The organism is Mesorhizobium sp. M0615 (assembly GCF_040320805.1).
GTDB lineage: Bacteria > Pseudomonadota > Alphaproteobacteria > Rhizobiales > Rhizobiaceae > Mesorhizobium.
In genome coordinates this window covers 369,440-388,493 of record NZ_JAMYQI010000005.1, presented here as the reverse complement: position 1 = coordinate 388,493, position 19,054 = coordinate 369,440, and the positions used below count along the sequence as shown (strand labels likewise).

Below are 19,054 nucleotides of genomic sequence, written 5' to 3'. Positions count from 1 at the left end.
GCATGAACTGGCTGCTGGACCTCACTCCCGACGAATGGAATGCGGTCCGGCTGTCGATCAAGGTGGCAACGGTGGCGATGCTGTTCAGCCTGCCGCCGGGCATCTTGATGGCGCTTTTGCTGGCCCGCGGAAAATTCTGGGGCAAGACGCTGCTCAACGGTGTGGTTCACCTGCCATTGATCCTGCCGCCGGTGGTGACAGGTTATCTCTTGCTGCTTACCTTCGGCCGGCGCGGGCCGGCGGGAGCGTTCCTGGCCGAGCATTTCGGCATCGTCTTCTCGTTTCGCTGGACCGGCGCCGCACTGGCCTGCGGTATCATGGGCTTTCCCCTGATGGTGCGGGCGATCCGGCTGTCGATCGAGGCGGTCGACCGCAAAATGGAGGCAGCGGCGGGAACGCTCGGCGCCAACCCGATTTGGGTCTTCGCCACCATCACGCTGCCGCTGATCCTGCCCGGGCTGATCGCCGGCTCGATCCTGTCCTTCGCCAAGGCGATGGGCGAGTTCGGCGCCACGATCACCTTCGTCTCCAACATTCCCAACGAGACGCAGACGCTGCCTTCGGCGATCTACACCTTCACGCAGGTGCCTGGCGGCGATGACGGGGCGCTCAGGCTGACGCTGATCTCCATCGTCATCTCGATGGCCGCATTGGTCGCCTCGGAAGTGCTGGCGCGGCGCGTCGGCCGGCGGATGGACATCGAATGAGCGTGCTGGTGGACATCAGCCATCGGCTCGGCGGTTTCGCCGTCGACGCGCGTTTCGAAAGCGCCGGGCGGCTGACGGCGCTGTTCGGGCCATCGGGCTCCGGCAAGACGACGCTGATCAACGTGATCGCCGGCCTGATCCGACCGGACAAAGGGCGTATCGCGGTCGATGGCCGCGTGCTGGTCGACACCGATGCCGGCATTTTCGTGCCGAAGCACAAGCGCCGGATCGGCATGGTGTTCCAGGACGCGCGGCTGTTTCCGCATATGAGCGTGGCCGGCAATCTGCGCTATGGCCGCTGGTTCACGCCACCGGCGGAGCGCTATGCGGATATCGACGCGGTCGTCGAACTGCTCGGCATCGGTCCTCTGCTCGACCGGCGACCGGCAAAGCTCTCGGGCGGCGAAAAGCAGCGCGTGGCGATCGGCCGGGCGCTGCTTGCCAGCCCGAAACTGCTGTTGATGGACGAGCCGCTGGCCTCGCTCGACGATGCGCGCAAAGCCGAGATCCTGCCCTATATCGAGCGGCTGCGCGACGAGACCAAGCTGCCCATCGTATATGTCAGCCACTCCGTCGCCGAGGTGGCGCGGCTGGCCAGCGACGTGGTGGTGATGGCGCAAGGCAAGGTCGCTGCCTCAGGCCCGACCGGCGCGATCATGCAACGGCTCGAATTGCTGCCGGCGGAGGAACGCGGTGAGGGCGGCGCGGTTCTCGACACCAAGGTGCTGCGCCATGATGAGATCTTCGGGATGACCGTGCTCGGCTCGGCGGCGGGCGAAATCCGGGTGCCGCTTCTGGCGGTCTCGGTCGGCGCGCCTGTGCGCATCCGAATCCGCGCCCGCGACGTGATGATCGCCACCGAACAGCCGAAAGGTCTCAGTGCGCTCAACATCCTGCCGGGCGCCATCGTCACAATCGGCTCGGGCGAGGGGCCGACGGTCGAAATCGGCATCGACTGCAATGGCGCAACCGTGCTTGCGCGCATTACCGAACAATCCAGGCAGGTACTGAACCTTCAACTCGGCGGCAAGGTCTTCGCGGTGATCAAGACGGTCAGTTTCGACCGTGCCAACACCGGCGCCGGGCTGCCGGCCGAAGCGGATGGCTGATAACCGCTATATCGTTTTGGAATAGCGCTATGGGTCGAGAGGGGCTAGTGTGACTGTGGAGGACAAGAGATGCCGTCGCTGAGCCTGCGGATAAATCTCGATCCGGACGGGCGCATAGGTCCGGGCAAGATCGAATTGCTGGAGCAGATCGCCACTTTCGGCTCGATCTCGGCTGCGGCACGCGGCATGGAGATGTCCTACAAGCACGCCTGGGATCTGGTGGAAGATATGAACCGTGTGTTCGGCAAGCCACTGGTCGCGGCGCAGACCGGCGGCAAAAAGGGCGGCGGCGCACAGCTGACCTCAGTTGGCCTTGCAGTTGTCAGCCGTTTTCGCGCTATCGAGCGCGCTGCGGCGGCAGCGGCGGCCACGCATATGGACGCCTTGCAGGCGGAGATCGATGCTGGGTGAGGGTTGAAGCTTGCGATCCGTCACACCCCCCTCTGTCCTGCCGGACATCTCCCCCGCAAGGGGGGAGATCAGCTAGCCCGTAGACGGGCGCTAATCTGTTAGGCGATTGGCGAAATCCTCCGTGACGGCCAATCTCCCCACTAGAGGGGGAGATGTCCGGCAGGACAGAGGGGGGCGCGAAGGAACTCGACCTTTGAGCGCGCTATTCCTCGGGCTCTCCTGCTTTACGCAGCAGATAGGTGTCCATGATCCAGCCCTTTCTTTTCCGGGCTTCTTCTCTCGTCCTCTCAATCTCCTCGCCGACATCACCCAGGCGACCGAAAACGATGATCTCGTCCGGTGTGCCGAGATAGGCGCCCCAATGGATGATCAGATCCTTGTCTGCCAGCGTGTTGAAGGCGCATTTGCCGTCGAGCATGACCACGGCGCTGCCGGCATAGTGCGGCATGCCTTGTTCGGCGAGGCGGCGGCCGGTGGTGATCAGCACGGGGTCGCCGATGCGGTTCAGCGCCATCTTGTGGCCGGCGGCGAGCGCCTGGACGGCGGTGATGCCGGGAATGACCTCCAATTCGAATGCGACATTGCCTCTGAGCCGTACGCGCTTGAGAATGCGCAGCGCGCTGTCATAGAGCGAGGGGTCGCCCCAGATCAGGAAGGCGCCGCAGCCGTCCTCGGCAAGTTCGTCGCGGACCAGGCTCTCATAGATCTGGGCGATGGCCTCGTGCCAGTCATCGACGGTCGAGCGATAGGAAGGCGCCGGCTCGGCGCGCACCGGCACGTCGAACTCGACGCGGCGCGATTTCGGATTGCTGACGAAACGGTCGCAGATATGGCGGCGCAATTCGGCAAGGTCGTTCTTCTTCGCCCCCTTGTCGGGGATAAACAGGACGTCCGCCCGGTTTAGGCCTGATATGGCCTGCACGGTCATATGGTCGGGATTGCCGGCGCCGATGCCGATGACGAGAAGCTTGCGCATGACGCGAACTCCTGCCCGATCGAAACCTGTTAGTCCAGACCGCCGATTGGCGTGTCCAGACACTGTGGCGTCCTGCTGGGAGACGGAAGGCTTTGAAACGCCACATTGAAACGGCTAGGGTCGCGGCATTCTTGGCGAGGGGCTTCGATGTTGCAATATGTTCTGTCCGTAGCGCTGGCGCTTTTAGCCGTGCCCGCGCTGGCCAATGATACGACCGCCGAACTCGGCACAGGTGGCCTGATCCTGTCGCGTAGCGACGCGGTGTCGATGCAAAGCGAGGATCTCTATATCTCGCCGGAAAAGATCACGGTCGACTACGTCTTCCACAACAACACCGACAATGATGTAAATGCCATCGTCGCTTTTCCGCTGCCGGACATCGAAGGCAATCCGGAGGAAATGCCGGCCATCCCGGAAAACCAGAGCGACAATTTCCTTGGCTTCGAGGTGACGATCGACGGAGCGCCGGCAAAGCCGCAGCTCGAGCAGAAAGTGTTCGCTGTCGGCATCGATATCGGCGCCGATCTGAAGGCGCAGAACGTGCCGTTCAATCCGTTCGGCGATGCGGCCAAGGCGGCCCTGGCGAAGCTGCCGAAAACGGTTGCCGAGGATTGGGAAAACCGCGGCATCATCATCGAGGATACGGGCAGCGACGGTACCGAGGCGAACAAGGTCTATACGCCGTGGTGGCAGTTGCGCTCGACCTATTGGTGGCGCTCGACATTTCCGGCCAACAAGGATGTCCATGTCTCGCACCGCTACAAACCGAGCGTCGGCGGCACGTCATCGGTCAGTTTCTTCTATGACGGCAAGTTCTCCGAGGGCAGCCAATATACAAGCTACAAGACCCGGTTCTGCATGGACGACGCGTTCGAGGATGCGGTGCGCAAGGCGGCCAAGGACGATCCGGACGGTTATCCCAAGTTTTACGAGAACCGTATCGCTTATATCCTGACCACCGGCGGCAACTGGGCCAATGGCAGCATCGGCAAGTTCAAGCTAACCGTCGACAAGGGAAATCCGAAAGCGCTGATCTCGTTTTGCGGCGACAATGTCAAGAAGGTCGGGCCGACGACCTTCGAGACGGCGGCGCAGGATCTCTATCCCGAGCACAACATCGACATATTGCTTTTGGAGCCGTCGGATGACGGCGCCGGGGGAGCCAACTGATGGACGTCGCGATCTATGTCGCCATTGCGCAGAACGGCGTCATCGGGCGCGACGGCGGCTTACCGTGGCGGCTGTCCACCGATCTCAAGCGCTTCAAGGCCGATACGATGGGCAAGCCCGTCATCATGGGCCGCAAGACTTATGAAGGCATCGGCCGGCCGCTGCCGGGCCGATTAAACATCGTGGTGACCCGCGACAAGGCCTGGCGCGCCGAGGGCATAGAGGTGGCGCACTCGCTGGAGGCAGCGATCCAGCTGGCCACGGTGCGCGGGCGTTGCATGGCCGGCGTCGACGAAATCTGCATCATCGGCGGCGGCGAGATCTATGCGCAGGCGCTGCCGCTGGCAGACCGGCTGCACGTCACCCATGTGCTGGCGGCGGTCGATGGCGACGCGCATTTTCCCGACATCGATCCGGATTTGTGGCGCCTTGTCAGCGCTCAGGACGTTCCGGCCGGTGAAAAGGACAGCCATGCGACGCGCTATTCGGTTTACGAGCGACGCCGCGGCGTGCATTGAGACGATAAAAGGGTCGCGAACGTCCAAAACGGACATGCTCGGCAGCGGATCGCGTTGAAAGCGCATCGCTGCGTCCCTATAGAAGAACAACTGGATTTTGCGCCGCAACGTCGGCGCTGAGGGAATCCCAAGCGAAAGGACATTCATGCCCTGGAACGACAAGAGCGGCGGCGGCGGCCCATGGGGCGGCGGCGGCAACAATCAGGGACCCTGGGGGCAGGGACCGAAGGGGCCTAGCGGCCCGCCGGGGTCACCTCCCGATCTCGAAGACATCATCCGCCGCGGCCAGGACCGGCTGCGGCGCGCGCTGCCCGGTGGCGGCGGCGCCAGCCCGGCCGTCTTTGCGCTGATCGCAGCGGCTCTGATCGTGCTGTGGGCGTTCAAGGCGGTCTACACCGTGCAGCCCGACGAGGTTGCGGTCGAGCTGCGCTTCGGCAAGCCGAAGGCGGAGCTGTCGCAGCCGGGTCTGCATTTCCATTGGTGGCCCGTCGAAACCGTCGAGACGGCCAACATCGCCGAACAACTCGTCGATATCGGTGGTGGCGGCGCGACGAGCGGCAACTCGTCGGGGCTGATGCTTACCGGCGACCAGAACATCGTCAACGTCCAGTTTTCGGTGGCCTACCAGGTCTCCGACCCCCGGGCCTATCTGTTCGACGTCTCCGACCCAGAAGGCATGCTGCAGCAGGTCGCAGAGAGCGCCATGCGCGAAGCGGTCGGCCGGCGACCGGCCCAGGACATCTTCCGGGACGATCGCCAGGGCATCGCCGCCTCGGTGCGTGAAATCATTCAGACGACGCTGGACGGCTACAAGGCCGGCCTGAACGTCAACGCGGTTTCGATCGAGGACGCGGCCCCGCCGCGTGAAGTTGCCGATGCCTTCGACGAAGTGCAGCGCGCCGAGCAGGACGAAGACAAGTTCGTCGAGCAGGCCAACCAGTATTCCAACCAGAAGCTCGGCCAGGCGCGTGGCGCCGCGGCGCAGATCCGCGAGGACGCGGCAGCATACAAGAACCGTGTCGTCCAGGAAGCCGAAGGTGAGGCGCAGCGCTTCATCTCGGTCTATGACGAATACGCCAAGGCGCCCGACGTGACGCGCCGGCGGCTTTATCTGGAAACGATGGAGAAGGTGCTGAAGGATTCCAACAAGGTCATCGTCGAACAGGGCAATGGGCAAGGGGTCGTTCCCTATCTGCCGCTGCCGGCACTGCAGCCGAAGGCGCCGGCGCCTGCGACCACGGGAGGAGCCCAGTGATGGCCAATCGTCTTCCCATCATCGCGGTTATCGCGGCCGTGCTTCTGTTCCTGCTCTACTCCTCGGTCTTCGTGGTCAACGCGCGCCAGCAGGCGCTCGTGCTGCGGTTCGGCGAGATCGTCGACGTCAAGAATGAACCCGGCATCTATTTCAAGGCGCCTTTCGCCTTCTTCGACGCCGACAGCGTGCAGTTGATCGAAAACAGGGTGCTGCGCTTCGATCTCGATAACATCCGCGTCCAGGTTTCGGGCGGCAAGTTCTACGAGGTCGACGCTTTCATCGCGTACCGCATCTCGGATCCGCGGGTGTTCCGCTCAGCCGTGTCCGGTCAGATCACACTGGCCGAAGCACGACTGAGGACGCGTCTCGATGCGGCGCTGCGCCGTGTCTACGGTCTGCGCGACTTCGAAGCGGCGCTCTCGGAAGAGCGGGCCGTGATGATGCGTGAAGTGCGCGATCAGCTGCGGCCCGACGCTACCTCGCTCGGCCTGCAGATCGAGGATGTGCGCATCCGCCGGACCGATCTGACGGCTGAGGTTTCGCAGCAGACCTTCGACCGCATGAAGGCCGAACGCCTGGCCGAGGCCGAACGGCTGAGGGCACGCGGCAAGGAGGCCGCGCAGCGCATCACCGCCCGCGCCGACCGCGAAGTGGTGGAAATCGTCGCCGAGGCGCGCAAGGAATCGGAAATCCTGCGTGGTGAAGGTGAAGCCCAGCGCAGTGCGACCTTTGCCGACGCCTACAAACGCGATCCGGCGTTCTTCGACTTCTACCGGTCGATGAATGCCTATGGCACGGCGCTGGACAACTCCGGGACGACGATGGTGCTGTCGCCGAACTCGGAGTTCTTCCGCTTCTTCCGCAATCCGGACGGTACGGACGCGAAGCCGGCGACACCTGCGGCTCCGGCGACGGCACCTGCCGCGCCGGCGACGGCACCTGCCGCGCCGGCTGCACAACCTGCACCCGCCCAGTAGGGCGGTGCAGGATTTCCTTGCGGCCATAGGCCTGGTCCTCGTCGTAGAGGGTCTGGTCTATGGCGGCTTTCCCGGCCTTGCCAAACGTCTTGCCGGCGAAGTGCTGTCGACGCCGGAAATTGCGCTGCGCATCGTCGGGCTGGTGGCGATCGCCATCGGCGTCGGCATCGTCTGGTTGGTGCGTGGCTGAGGACCGCTGATCTGCAATTCCAGGAAAGTGTGAGCGGTTTTCCGTCCGGAATTGCGTAAAAGCAAAGGGATTGAACGGTTCGCCGTTTCCGCGAAACGGCGAACCGCTCTAGGGTGTAACGGAGGATTTATCCTCCTGATGTGGCCATAGCCGCAAACGTGCCGTATTTCTTGCCAACATGACGCGACGCGGCGTTTTGCCGAAGCGCTTTTTCTTTTCAGCAATCCGGGAGGCTTTCGATGACATCCAACACCCTTCTGCGCGCGGCGCGGCGGACGTTCATCGCAGGTGCTGCGGCACTTATGGTCGGCGCGCTTCCCGTTCCGGCTTTGGTGACGCCGACGGTGGCCGCGGACGGACCGGCTTCGGTTGCCGACCTCGCCGAAGGCCTGCTCGGTGCGGTGGTCAACATCTCGACCTCGCAGACCGTGAAGGGCACGGAAGGTCCGGGCGCGGTGCCGATGCCGCAGCTGCCCGAGGGTTCGCCGTTCCAGGATTTCTTCGACGACTTCTTCAAGAACCGTGGCGGCGACAAGGATGGCGGCGCGCAAAAAGTGCAGTCGCTGGGCTCCGGCTTCGTAGTCGACGCCGAGCAAGGCATTGTCGTCACCAACAACCACGTCATCGCCGATGCAGACGATATCGAGGTGAATTTCTCCGACGGCGTGACGCTGAAGGCGACGCTGGTCGGCACCGACACCAAGACCGACGTGGCGGTGCTCAAGGTCGACCCGAAGGGCCACAAGCTGACGGCGGTGAAATTCGGCGATTCCAACAAGATGCGCGTCGGCGACTGGGTGATGGCGATCGGCAATCCGTTCGGCCTTGGCGGCACGGTGACGGTCGGCATCGTCTCGGCCCGCAACCGCGACATCAATTCCGGCCCCTATGACGACTTCATCCAGACCGACGCCGCCATCAACCGCGGCAATTCCGGCGGGCCGCTGTTCAACAGCCTGGGCGAGGTCATCGGTATCAACACGGCGATCATCTCGCCGTCGGGCGGCTCGATCGGCATCGGTTTCTCAATCCCCTCGCAGCTTGCCTCGGGCGTCGTCGACCAGCTGCGCCAGTTCGGCGAGACCCGTCGCGGCTGGCTCGGCGTGCGCATCCAGCCGGTGACCGACGACATCGCCGAGAGCCTCGGCATGGCGACCGCCAAGGGCGCGCTGGTGGCCGGCGTCATCAAGGGCGGACCGGTCGACAACGGCACAATTCTCGCCGGCGACGTCATCATCAAGTTCGATGGCAAGGACATCCATGAAATGCGCGACCTCCCGCGCGTCGTGGCGGAAAGCCCGGTCGGCAAGGCGGTCGACGTGATCATCGTGCGCAAGGGCGTCGAGCAGACGGTGAAGGTGACGCTCGGCCGGCTTGAGGACGGCGAGAAGGTCGCTGCCGGTGAGGACGGCACTACCGATGAGGACAAGGGCGGCGACAAGGCGCCCGCGGTCTCCACGGCCTCGGTGCTCGGCATGACCGTCGGCGAGCTCAATGACGACACACGGAAAAAATTCGGCATCGCGGCCGACGTCTCCGGCGTCGTCATCACCGACGTCACCAAGGATTCGGCCGCCGCCGAGCGCGGCATCCAGGCCGGCGAGGTGATCACCGAAATCGCCCAGGAATCGGTCGCGACCCCGAAGGACGTGATGGACCGGATCGGCGCGCTGAAGGAGCAGGGCCGCAAGAATGCGCTCTTGATGCTGGCGTCCAAGACAGGCGAGTTGCGCTTCGTGACGATCCGGATGGATTGAGTCCGGAAAGCCCCATAACCGATTGTCTTCAGGGAAAGGGCGGCTAGCGAGCCGCCCTTTTTCGTGCCTGCCAGTCCGTGCGTGACAGTTTGTAGAGGACATGCCGCTTGAGGTGCGGGTGGCTGTCAGGGATGGATGGGTGGTCGAAATCGCGAGCCGGGTCAGGGCTCATGCCAAGACGCTCCATGACGGCCGTCGAGCGGCGGTTGGCTGCGACGGCGAAGGAGACGATCTCGTCGCGGTCAAGCGTTTCGAAGCCAAAGGCGAGCCAGGCTTCGGAGGCCTCCGTGACATAGCCCTTGCGCCAGAATTCCGGCGCCAACCGCCAGCCGATCTCGATCGTATCGGAAGGCAGGGACGGCACGTGATCGGTCTTTAAGAGACCGACGAAGCCGATGCATTCCCCAGTCGCGGCGATCTCGGCGGCGGCAAAACCAAAGCCGTCCTCGGCGATCCAGCCCCGAAACTCGTCCATCTTGGCATCCGTCTCGGCGCGGTCGCGGCGGAACGGAAAGAATTCCATCACCCGCTCGTCCGAATTGATGCGGTGGAAGAGTTCGCGGTCGCGGTCTTCCCAGTTGCGCAGGATGAGGCGCTCGGTGCGCATCGGTTTCATTGGGCGAACTCTTCCTGGCGGTAGCCCTGGAGATAAAGCAGCGCGGTGAGATCGCCATGGTCGATGCGGACCTTGGCTTCGGCAGCAACGGCCGGCTTGGCGTGGAGCGCGACACCGGTGCCGGCCAGGCGGATCATGTCGAGGTCGTTGGCGCCGTCGCCGACCGCAATCGCATCGAATGGCGTCAGGCCGAGGCGGGCCGAGATATCGTTCAGCGCATCGGCCTTGGCGGCGCGGCCGAGGATCGGCTCGGCGACCAGGCCGGCAAAGCGCCCGTTCTCCTCGATCAGGCGGTTGGCACGGTTTTCCTCGAAGCCGAGCATGGCGGCGACACGGCTGGTGAAGACGTCGAAGCCGCCGGAGACAAGCGCCGTCCAGGCGCCATTGGCGCGCATCGTCTGCACCAGGGCGTGGCCGCCCGACGCCAGCGTCAGGCGGTTCGCGATGATGCGGTCGACAACGGCGGCATCGAGGCCTTTCAGCAGCGCCACGCGTTCACGCAGCGCCGGCTCGAAAGCGATCTCGCCGTTCATCGAGCGTGCGGTGATGGCGGCAACGCGGTCCTTGACGCCGATCTCGTCGGCGAGTTCGTCGATGCATTCCTGGTCGATCATGGTTGAATCCATATCGGCAAGCAGGATTGTCTTGCGGCGGCTTTCGGCCTGCTGAACGATCACGTCGACCGGCTCTGAACCAAGTGCTGTGCGCAAGGCCGCACTTGCCTCAGCGGCTTCTGCCCCCTCGGGCAACACCAGATCGCAGGCGACGCCTTCGCCCAGCCAGCGAACAGCGCTTGCACCGACCGACCGTGAGGCCATATTCGCAAGCGAGGCCGACATCGCGCGGCTGAGGGGGTGGGACACAAGCGTGGCAATGAGCGGCATCGAAACTTCCAAGCAGCTAGGCGAGGGCGGGCAGGCGGGCGAGGGCCGCGTGAAGAACGCGATCCTGATAGCCGGGCCGACAGCCAGCGGCAAGTCGGCGCTGGCGCTCGATCTCGCCGAGCGCAAGGGCGGCGTTATCGTCAACACCGATTCCATGCAGGGCTATTCGGTGCTCGATGTGCTGACGGCGCGGCCGAGCGCTGCCGACCTCGCCCGCGCGCCGCACTTTCTCTATGGCCACGTGCATCCCTCGACCGCCTATTCCACCGGCGCCTGGCTGCGGGACGTGATGAAGCTGATCGATAACGGCACGCTCGCCCGACAGCCCGATGACGCCGGCTTTGAACGTCCGGTGATTTTCGTCGGCGGCACCGGGCTCTATTTTCGCGCACTTGCCGAGGGCATTTCGGAAATGCCCGACATTCCGCAGCAGGTACGCGACCGCTGGCGCTACGAGTTAAAGGAGCAAGGCGCAGCCAAGCTGCACCGCATCCTGATGCATGAGGATTCGGCGGTCGCCATGCAGCTGAAGCCGACCGACGGCCAGCGCATCGTGCGGGCGCTGGAGGTGCTCGACGCATCCGGCCGCTCCATCCTCGAATGGCAGGCAGCGCGCGGCCGGCCGCTGATCGACCGCGACAGCGCTCGGTTCTTCGTTATCGAGCCGGACCGCGCCGCCCTTGTCGAGCGGATCGAAACAAGGTTCGACCGCATGCTCGATCTCGGCGCGCTCGATGAGGTCAAACGGCTTGCGGCGCTTGGCCTCGATCCCGACCTGCCGGCGATGAAGGCGATCGGCGTTCGCGAACTTTCGGCCGCGATGGCTGGTGACACCAGCTTTTCCCAGGCCATCGCGCGCTGCAAGGCAGCGACGCGGCAATATGCCAAACGGCAAACGACGTGGTTTCGCCATCAGCTGGGACCGGAATGGCTGAGATTGCAGCCCGGCGACGGCCTGCAAGCCGTGATTTGATTTTCGTGCTGCTAATACAATTAAAGAAACAGAAGTAGGAATGAACATTCCCGCTCCGGTTGTCTGGATTAACCGTCCGTAAGGCGCCGGCATGCCATAGATCCGGGGGGTACTTTTCCAACGGGGAGCAGATGCGTTTCCACAAGGCGGAATCCGCATTTTTCGTCTTTATTTTCGTGATCCTGGCCGCAGGCCTGGTGACGCTTTATGCCTATGGTCAATTGCAGTCCATCGCGGTCGGTCACGATACGACTTCCCGGGTCGAGAGGATCGCCTATCTCAACACGCTGCTGTTTGTCACCGGGGTGCTGCTGGCGACAGCGCTGTTCTTCGGCGTGTTCTTCATCTACCCGCTGATTCGTAGGCAGGCCACGGAAGAGGGCAAGCTGCGCGCCATGACGGTTTCGCTCAGCGCCCGCTCGGAAACGCTGCAACATGCGGCATTGACCGACGGCCTTACCGGCATGCAGAACCGGCGCTATTTCGATGATGCGCTGAAGGAATATCTCGAGGAATTCCGCCGCATCGAAAAGCCCGTCGGGCTCATGATCCTCGACCTCGATCATTTCAAGCAGGTCAACGACACGCATGGCCACGATGTCGGCGACGAGGTGCTTAGGGCAGTCGCCAATTGCCTCAAAGGCATGACGCGCTACCACGATGTGGTGGCGCGGCTTGGGGGCGAGGAGTTCGCCGTCGTTACGCCCAACATGGATGCGGAGTTGTTGGGGAAGTTCGCCGAACGCATCCGCAAAGCGATTGCCAACATGTCGGTGCTGTCGGGCAATGTCCGCCTCAAGATCACCACCAGCGTCGGACTAGCCGTCTGGGATCGGAAGGAAACCGCCGAGGAATTCTACCGCCGCGCCGACCGCCAGCTCTACGAGGCGAAGAGGCAAGGCCGCAACCGCGTCTGCGCCTGAAATCCCGGCATTAAATTCGTGAGGCTGGCCGTTTGATGCCGTCTTCTGCGCTTCCGGCCTTCGCCGGCCGAAGCACTCATGAGGTGGTGGCGGCAGCTATGGCTACGGCCGGCGTAGGCCGGTGCTCACGGACTCAATGTCCGCTCCGCTCCGGTTCTCGAAGTCGACACCGACCGACTCAGCCTGACGAATTTTCTGGCGTGATTTACCCAAGCTGGCTGACGAAGCTGATCTCGGAAGTTGACGCGGCTTGCCGGTGGCCAGAAGGGTGTGCAGGCTAATCGTTCTGCGGGCGCATGCCGAAGGTTGTGGGCTTGAGGCCGTAGCGCAGGTCGAAATCGTCGTCCGGCTGGACGCGCTGGGCGGTCGCCGGCTTGCGGTAATCGGGATCGCCGGCCTGGCGGCCGGAGTCCACGACCTCGGCGAAGGCCATCTGCTGCTGCGGTTTCGGCACGTTGCGCAGCCGCTCGACGATGGCGGCGAGATCGACGTCGTTGCCGTCCTGCGAGAACTCGTCCTGCTCTCGCTTGGCGGTGCCGGGGATCAGGTTCTCCGCCAGTTTCTCGAACTTCAGCCGCATGGTCGTCGCCACGCCTTCACCGAAGGCGATGGCTTCGCGCTGGCCCATGGAGGACAGGAAGGCCAGCGTCGAGGCGGAGGAATCGGCGATCGCCGAGCGGATGATCGCCTGGTCCTGCTCGTTGGCCAGCCGCATGGCGAAGAAAGTCGAGCATTGCGACAGGATGGTCGGATCGAGTTCACCCGGGCGCTGGGTGACGACGCCGAGATAGCAGCCATATTTGCGGCCTTCCTTGGCGATGCGCGACAGTGCATGCCTTGTCGGGGCGAAGCCAAGGCGTGGATCGGCCGGCATATAGCGGTGTGCTTCCTCGCACAGCAGCAAGAGCTTCAGCCGGCCCTCGCTCCACAGCGCAAGGTCGAAGGCGAGCCGAGCCAGCACCGAACAGACGGAGTTGACCACTTCGGACGGCATGCCGGCCATCTCGAAGCAGGTCACCGGGCGGCCATGATGCGGCACACGGAAAATATTGCCGATCGTCTCGTGGATCGTGTCCTCGATCAGCCGCGAATTGAACATGAAGCGATAGCGCGGGTCGGACGCGGCGGACTCGATGCGCGTCTTCAGCGATTTCAGCGTCGGGCGGTCGTTCTTGCTTTCCAAGAGGCCCATGCGCTCGTCGATCTGCTTGATGAGATCGACCATGCGGTAGGGCACCGGCGTGTCGGCGGTCAGCGCATCGCTGCCGCGGCGCACGTAAGAGCCTGAATTGGGATTGCGATAGAGGTTCTTGGCGGCGGGGATCAGGTCGCGCAGGACATCGACTTCTTCCGGCACGACCTCTCGGCCGCGAAACAGCACTTCGGCGAATTCTTCAAGCCTGAACATCCAGAACGGCAGGTCAAGCGTCTTGGAATCGACCCGGACGCAGAACTCAGGCAGCGACGCCGCGAATTCATTGTGCGGATCGAGGATGAGGATTCGCAGATCGGGCCGGGCCGCGATCGATTTGCGCAGCAGCAGCGAGACGGCGGTGGATTTGCCGACGCCGGTTGTGCCGACAACGGCAAAATGGCGCGCCAGCGTGTCGTCGATAGCGATGTTGGCGTCGATCGACTCATCCTGCGACAGGGTACCGATGGTGATCGAATGACGCCCGGCGAGATCGTAGACCGCCTGCAGATCACGGGTACGGATGCGGTGCGCTATGGCGCCGATATGAGGATAGGTGGTGATGCCGCGGTCGAACACCGGTTTGGCCCCCGGTTCGGCGCCGTCGCGCACTTCGCCGATCAGCTCGACGCTGACCTCGATGGGGTTTTGTCCCTCATTGCTCCAGGCGCGATCCGACTTGCCGATTTCGTAGACCAGACCAACGGTGCGCGATGTCCCGAGATTGATGGAGATCATCTTGCCGACGGTCCACAGGCCGGTGACCGCTCCTTCGATGTCGTCGGCATAGGCGCTGATGGTGGCGCGCGCACCGTCGCACTGCACGACGTTGCCGAGAATGCGCTTGTCGCTCTGCTCTGCGCGGCGGCGCTCCTGCGAGGTCGGTTCGCCGACGGAGGCTTCGCGCTCGACAAACATACGATCCGATCCCCATTCCCGTGGAGCCTCGATCCTACACAGACGGGGTTAAGGTGGCGTGATGCGGGATGGTGTAGCAGGGGTTAACCGGTCAGCGAAAATTCAACCTGCCTGCCTCTTTTCCGAATCTAAATATTCGATATATTGGACGAATGACTGATATAGCGAATGACATGTCGGCTACGATCGGCAGACGGATCCACGCCGAAAGAGCCTTGCGGGCCTGGTCGTTGGCCGACCTGGCGAACCGCTCCGGCGTCTCCAAAGCCATGCTCAGCACTATCGAGCGCGGCATGACCAGTCCGACGGCGGCGCTGCTGGTGCGCATCGCCGCTGCCTTTGGCATGACGCTGTCGACGCTGATTGCGCGCGCCGAGCAGCAAGGTGGCGGCCTGCTGCGCGAGAGTGAGCAACCGGTCTGGAGCGACCCCGGTACGGGCTATGTCCGGCGGCATCTGTCGCCGGTCTCCGACATGCCGCTCGAATTGATCCGGGTGCAACTGCCGGCGGGCGCCAGTGTGAGTTTCCCGGCGGCGTCCTATGCCTTCATCAAGCAGCAGATGTGGCTGATCTCCGGGCGGCTCGAATTCACTGAGGGTGATATGGTGCATAGTCTCGAGCCCGGCGACTGCCTGGCGCTCGGCGCGCCGTCGGACTGCACGTTCCATGCCGTCGGACCGCAGCCGGCCGACTATCTGGTTGCGCTGGTCAGGGGCTGAAATCGTGGCAAGACGTCCCAAGCGCTCCGACAATGGCGGACCGCCGCTCGATGATTACAAGGGCCCGCCATGGGGCAAGGGCGATCCCTACATCTTCCTGGCCTGGCAGGAAGCGCATGCCAAGGCGTGGAAGGCGCCAAGCCGTGACGTGATGCTGATGCGCATGGAAAAGGCCGAGCGGCTTGGCCTGACCTATGAGGAATACACGCTCGAAATCCTCGAACGCGGGCTGCATCTGCAGCCGAAAGACACCGATCGCATCGCCGCGATCATGGCGAGACGAAAGCGGCGCCGCGTCGCGCGTCTGGATTAGCAAGGGAAAGTGCAGGTGAGTCCCATCGAAATCAGGTCGCTGACTGCGGAAACACGCGACAGGCTGGCCGACCTCCTGATCGAGGCGGTCGCGGCCGGCGGCTCCGTCAGCTTCATGCATCCCTTATCCAGGCAAGCGGCGGAAACCTTCTGGAGCAACTCGTTGATGGCAGCAGAGAGAGGCGAAAGAGCGGTGCTGGGCGCTTGGTATGGCGACGCGTTGGTCGGCACCGTGACCGTGCTGCTCGACTTTCCTGATAATCAGCCGCACCGGGCCGAGATCGCCAAGCTGATGACCCGCGTCGAACACCGCGGCAAGGGCATAGCGAGCCGGCTGATGCGGGCGGCCGAAACGCTCGCCGTCGAGAAAGGCCGCACGCTTCTGGTGCTGGACACCGCAACCGAGGAGGGCGCTTCCGGCCTTTACGAAAAACTCGGCTTCACGCTCACTGGCGAAATACCGGACTTTGCCCTGAAACCGCATGGCGGGCTGACCGGCACGCTCATCTACTGGAAGCGCATCGGCGGCGCTGCCTAACCCTTGTGGTGAACCTCTTGCAGCGCGTAGACCGGCGTCGCGATGCCTTCCATGCGCGCCTTCAGCTGCAGCGCCAGGAACTGGGAGTAATGGCGCGACTGGTGCAAATTGCCGCCATGGAACCACAGCGCCTCCTGCTGCGTCGGCTTCCACATGTTGCGCAGCTCGCCTTCCCAGGGGCCTGGGTCCTTGGTGGTGTTGGAGCCGAGGCCCCAGCATTTGCCGACCTTGTCCGCGACCTCCCGTGAGATCAAATCGGCCGCCCAGCCATTCATCGAACCGTAGCCGGTGGCGTAGACGATGAGATCGGCCGGCAGTTCCGATCCGTCGGAGAGCAGAACGGAGTGCTCCTTGATCTCCTTCACGTCGACACCGCTTTTCAGCTTGATCGACCCGTCGATGATCAGGTCGGAGGCGCCGACATCGATGTAATAGCCCGAGCCGCGCCGCAGATATTTCATGAACAGGCCGGAGCCGTCATCGCCCCAGTCAAGCATGAAGCCGGCCTTTTCCAGGCCCTTGTAGAATTTGTCGTCCCGCTTCTTCATCTCGGCATAGGCCGGGATCTGGAATTCGTGCAGGATCTTGTAGGGCAGGGAGGCGAAGACGAGGTCGGCCTTGGCGGTGGTCATGCCGCTCGCGACCGCCTTTTCCGAATAGAGCGAGCCCAGGCCGATCTCCATCAGCGTGTCCGACTTGACGATATGCGTGGTCGAGCGCTGCACCATGGTGACGTCGGCGCCGGCCTCCCAAAGGGCTGCTGCAATGTCGTGGGCGGAGTTGTTCGAGCCGATGACGACAGCTTGTCTGCCGACATAGGCATCGGGTCCCGGATGCTTCGAGGAGTGATGCTGGTCGCCCTTGAATGTGTCCATGCCCTTGAAGTTCGGCATGTTGGCCTTGCCGGATTGCCCCGTGGCCAGCACCAATTGTTTCGGCTTCAGCGTGATGTCCTTGCCGTCGCGGCGCACGACAACGGTCCATTCCTTTTTCTTGTCATAAACGGCGCTCTTGGCCTCGGTCGATGACCAGTAATTCAGCTCCATCACCTTGGCGTACATTTCCAGCCAGTCGCCGATCTTGTCCTTGGGCGCGAAGACCGGCCAGTTCTTGGGGAAGTCGATATAGGGCAGATGGTCGTACCAGACCGGGTCGTGCAGGCACAGCGACTTGTAGCGCTTGCGCCAGCTGTCGCCGGCACGCTCGTTCTTCTCGACGATGATGGTCGGCACGCCGAGTTGCCGCAGCCGGGCGCCGAGCGCGATGCCGCCCTGGCCGCCGCCAATGATGAGCGTATAGGGCTGCGTCTTGAAGCCGAGTTCGGCGGCTTCCTTCTCGCGCTCCTCCTTCCAGGTCGGGCGGTTCTTGCCATGGCCGTGCTTGGCGCCGAGCGGGCGGTCGAAGCCGGCCGGCTCCTCATGGCCCTTGAGCTCGACCATGGTGGTGAGCAGCGTCCAGATCTTGCCGTCCTTCAGCCGGATGTGGCCGAAGCCGCGCGCGACAGACGTTTCGAAACTGATCCAGCCGTCGAGCAGGCCATCGTTTTCAGTGGCGTCCTCGCCCTTGGCGATCGCCCAGTTCGATGGGTTGGTTTTGGCCAGCTGGCTCACCAGTATGTCGCGCACCTGGTCACGGCCTTCCATGGTCTTGATGTTCCAGGTGAAGCTGACGAGATCGCGCCAAAAACAATCCTCCTGAAAGCAGGCGACCGCCTTGTCGATGTCGCCGGCGGCGAGTGCCGCGCCGAAGCGATCGAGCAGGTCGGAAAGCTTCTTGTTGGGGGCCTTGTCGAGCATTGAATTTCCTCCGCGATTTTTCTGGCCGCCTTGTAGCGAGCGGAACCCTGCCGAAGCTTGACGTCCGGCCTGGCGCAGTATCGCGACAAATTATGCGCCGCGTCACGTCGTCCAATAGTTTGCCGCGTATTCAGGGGCTTATCGGGAAACCGGGACGCCGAAGACCGTCGCGAACCAGCGGCGGACCGCTTCTTCGGCAGGGCTCAGATGCGCGCCCGAGGGTGCGGTTAGATAGTGGCCGGCACCGCTCGACAGAGCGAAGCCGGAAAGGGTGACAAGCGATCCGTCGCGCAGTGCCGCGTCGGCCAACGGTCGCGATCCCAGCACCATGCCGGCGCCGTGCTTCGCCGCCTCCAACGCGGTAACGAAACTGTCGAATTTGTGCGTCGGCCCCAGCGCCGGCTTCATCCGGGCGACGGCGAACCACTCGCCCCACATTTCCCGCGCGCCGACCACTGTAAGTCTCGGCAATCCTGTCCAATCCTTGGCGTTGGCGAGATGCGGCGACGCCATCGGCGTCAAGGTTTCGCGGGTGAGGCGGTCGGCCTGCCGTCCGGCAAAGGAGCCGGAGCCAATGCCGAATCGGATGTCGAGACCCACAAAGCGCTCGCCGTAATCGGCCGGTGTGTGGATGGTCTCGATCTGCAGCTGGACGAAGGGCAGGTCCTTGGCCATTTGCGGCAGCTTTGGCGCGATCATCAGCACGGCAAACGAGATCGGCGAGCGTATCGTCACGCTCTGGACGGTCTTGGGTTCGAACAGCTCGCGCGTGCTGTTGGCGATCACGGCAAAGGCCGATTGCAGATGCGGCAGGTAGGCGGCACCCTCCGGCGTCAATTCGACGCCGCGCGCCAGGCGGATGAACAGCGGCTGCTTCAACCGCTCTTCGAGAGAACGGATGTGCTGGCTGACCGCAGCCTGGGTCAGGCCAAGCTCGGCCGCGGCGGCGGTGAAATTCGACAGCCGCGCGGCGGCCTCGAAACTCCGCAGCCAGTCAAGCGGGGGCAAGGGCAAGGTTGTTTCAGTCATAAACAGTTTATGGCCTTTGGCCGCAAAATGATAATTTGAGTTATGCCTTCGACATCATCACGATGCAACCGGAAACCCTGCGGA

General features: G+C 63.5%; 20 protein-coding genes. 14 read left to right on the top strand and 6 right to left on the bottom strand.

Annotated features, from left to right (window positions below; all coding sequences use genetic code 11):
• The first annotated feature begins 2 nt into the window (after positions 1-2).
• The 3 genes from modB (at position 3) to NKI46_RS11430 (ending at position 2,227) form a co-directional block, all read left to right on the top strand.
• Entirely contained in the window at positions 3-707 is a 705-nt protein-coding gene (gene modB, locus NKI46_RS11440; RefSeq protein WP_023667413.1) for a molybdate ABC transporter permease subunit, read from the top strand.
• A complete protein-coding gene (gene modC, locus NKI46_RS11435; RefSeq protein ID WP_023725336.1) occupies positions 704-1,816 on the top strand; it encodes a molybdenum ABC transporter ATP-binding protein in 1,113 nt (370 codons plus the stop codon). The genes modB and modC overlap by 4 nt, the downstream gene beginning before the upstream one ends.
• A gap of 69 nt (positions 1,817-1,885) precedes the next feature.
• Positions 1,886-2,227: a winged helix-turn-helix domain-containing protein gene (locus NKI46_RS11430; protein ID WP_023667411.1), complete on the top strand. Its 342-nt coding sequence runs from the start codon at positions 1,886-1,888 to the stop codon at positions 2,225-2,227.
• A 202-nt stretch (positions 2,228-2,429) separates the two neighbouring features.
• Here NKI46_RS11430 and cobF read toward each other — a convergent pair whose 3' ends face one another.
• On the bottom strand, positions 2,430-3,203 hold the full coding sequence (cobF, locus tag NKI46_RS11425; RefSeq protein WP_023725335.1) for a precorrin-6A synthase (deacetylating): 774 nt from the start codon (positions 3,201-3,203) through the stop codon (positions 2,430-2,432).
• 147 nt (positions 3,204-3,350) lie between these two features.
• Here cobF and NKI46_RS11420 point away from each other — a divergent pair, with 147 nt between their 5' ends.
• The 6 genes from NKI46_RS11420 (at position 3,351) to NKI46_RS11395 (ending at position 9,070) form a co-directional block, all read left to right on the top strand.
• Positions 3,351-4,373, top strand: coding sequence for a DUF4424 domain-containing protein (locus tag NKI46_RS11420; protein ID WP_023725334.1), 1,023 nt, complete (start codon positions 3,351-3,353; stop codon positions 4,371-4,373).
• Complete coding sequence (locus NKI46_RS11415) at positions 4,373-4,891, top strand: dihydrofolate reductase (RefSeq protein ID WP_023667408.1); 519 nt, start codon at positions 4,373-4,375, stop codon at positions 4,889-4,891. Before NKI46_RS11420 ends, NKI46_RS11415 begins: the two co-directional genes overlap by 1 nt.
• A 145-nt stretch (positions 4,892-5,036) precedes the next feature.
• Positions 5,037-6,146: an FtsH protease activity modulator HflK gene (gene hflK / locus NKI46_RS11410; protein WP_023668331.1), complete on the top strand. Its 1,110-nt coding sequence runs from the start codon at positions 5,037-5,039 to the stop codon at positions 6,144-6,146.
• On the top strand, positions 6,146-7,123 hold the full coding sequence (gene hflC, locus NKI46_RS11405; protein ID WP_023668332.1) for a protease modulator HflC: 978 nt from the start codon (positions 6,146-6,148) through the stop codon (positions 7,121-7,123). Before hflK ends, hflC begins: the two co-directional genes overlap by 1 nt.
• 4 nt (positions 7,124-7,127) lie before the next feature.
• A complete protein-coding gene (locus NKI46_RS11400) occupies positions 7,128-7,313 on the top strand; it encodes a DUF2065 domain-containing protein (RefSeq protein ID WP_023668333.1) in 186 nt (61 codons plus the stop codon).
• A 239-nt stretch (positions 7,314-7,552) separates the two neighbouring features.
• Positions 7,553-9,070: a DegQ family serine endoprotease gene (locus tag NKI46_RS11395; RefSeq protein WP_352746246.1), complete on the top strand. Its 1,518-nt coding sequence runs from the start codon at positions 7,553-7,555 to the stop codon at positions 9,068-9,070.
• A 43-nt stretch (positions 9,071-9,113) separates the two neighbouring features.
• On the opposite strand, the gene NKI46_RS11390 is transcribed toward NKI46_RS11395, so the two are convergent.
• Positions 9,114-9,686 (bottom strand): GNAT family N-acetyltransferase, encoded by a 573-nt coding sequence (locus NKI46_RS11390; RefSeq protein WP_023744631.1) that lies wholly within the window; start codon positions 9,684-9,686, stop codon positions 9,114-9,116.
• Entirely contained in the window at positions 9,683-10,570 is an 888-nt protein-coding gene (gene serB, locus NKI46_RS11385; RefSeq protein ID WP_352460255.1) for a phosphoserine phosphatase SerB, read from the bottom strand. Before serB ends, NKI46_RS11390 begins: the two co-directional genes overlap by 4 nt.
• Between serB and miaA the strand changes: the two genes are divergently transcribed.
• Together miaA and NKI46_RS11375 are read left to right on the top strand one after the other, a co-directional pair.
• Positions 10,560-11,543 (top strand): tRNA (adenosine(37)-N6)-dimethylallyltransferase MiaA, encoded by a 984-nt coding sequence (gene miaA / locus NKI46_RS11380; protein WP_352746243.1) that lies wholly within the window; start codon positions 10,560-10,562, stop codon positions 11,541-11,543. The genes serB and miaA overlap by 11 nt on opposite strands.
• Positions 11,544-11,674: 131 nt before the next feature.
• Positions 11,675-12,466 carry a GGDEF domain-containing protein gene (locus tag NKI46_RS11375; protein ID WP_023690907.1) on the top strand — a complete coding sequence of 264 codons (792 nt, stop codon included), beginning with the start codon at positions 11,675-11,677 and terminating at the stop codon, positions 12,464-12,466.
• Between the two features lie 277 nt (positions 12,467-12,743).
• Here the strand turns inward: NKI46_RS11375 and NKI46_RS11370 are convergent, their stop codons facing one another.
• Positions 12,744-14,576, bottom strand: a complete 1,833-nt coding sequence (locus NKI46_RS11370) for an ATP-binding protein (RefSeq protein WP_352626207.1) — start codon at positions 14,574-14,576, stop codon at positions 12,744-12,746.
• 152 nt (positions 14,577-14,728) lie between these two features.
• On the opposite strand from NKI46_RS11370, the gene NKI46_RS11365 reads away from it, so the two are divergent.
• Genes NKI46_RS11365 through NKI46_RS11355 form a run of 3 tightly spaced genes read left to right on the top strand, consistent with a single transcriptional unit; the run spans position 14,729 to position 16,145 of the window.
• Positions 14,729-15,295 (top strand): helix-turn-helix domain-containing protein, encoded by a 567-nt coding sequence (locus NKI46_RS11365; RefSeq protein ID WP_352746240.1) that lies wholly within the window; start codon positions 14,729-14,731, stop codon positions 15,293-15,295.
• 4 nt (positions 15,296-15,299) lie between these two features.
• Positions 15,300-15,608 (top strand): hypothetical protein, encoded by a 309-nt coding sequence (locus NKI46_RS11360; protein ID WP_352746237.1) that lies wholly within the window; start codon positions 15,300-15,302, stop codon positions 15,606-15,608.
• Between the two features lie 15 nt (positions 15,609-15,623).
• Complete coding sequence (locus tag NKI46_RS11355) at positions 15,624-16,145, top strand: GNAT family N-acetyltransferase (protein ID WP_352746233.1); 522 nt, start codon at positions 15,624-15,626, stop codon at positions 16,143-16,145.
• Here NKI46_RS11355 and NKI46_RS11350 read toward each other — a convergent pair.
• On the bottom strand, positions 16,142-17,941 hold the full coding sequence (locus NKI46_RS11350; protein WP_352746230.1) for an NAD(P)-binding domain-containing protein: 1,800 nt from the start codon (positions 17,939-17,941) through the stop codon (positions 16,142-16,144). The genes NKI46_RS11355 and NKI46_RS11350 overlap by 4 nt on opposite strands.
• 138 nt (positions 17,942-18,079) lie before the next feature.
• Positions 18,080-18,970, bottom strand: coding sequence for a LysR family transcriptional regulator (locus NKI46_RS11345; RefSeq protein WP_352746228.1), 891 nt, complete (start codon positions 18,968-18,970; stop codon positions 18,080-18,082).
• Positions 18,971-19,054 lie beyond the last annotated feature (84 nt).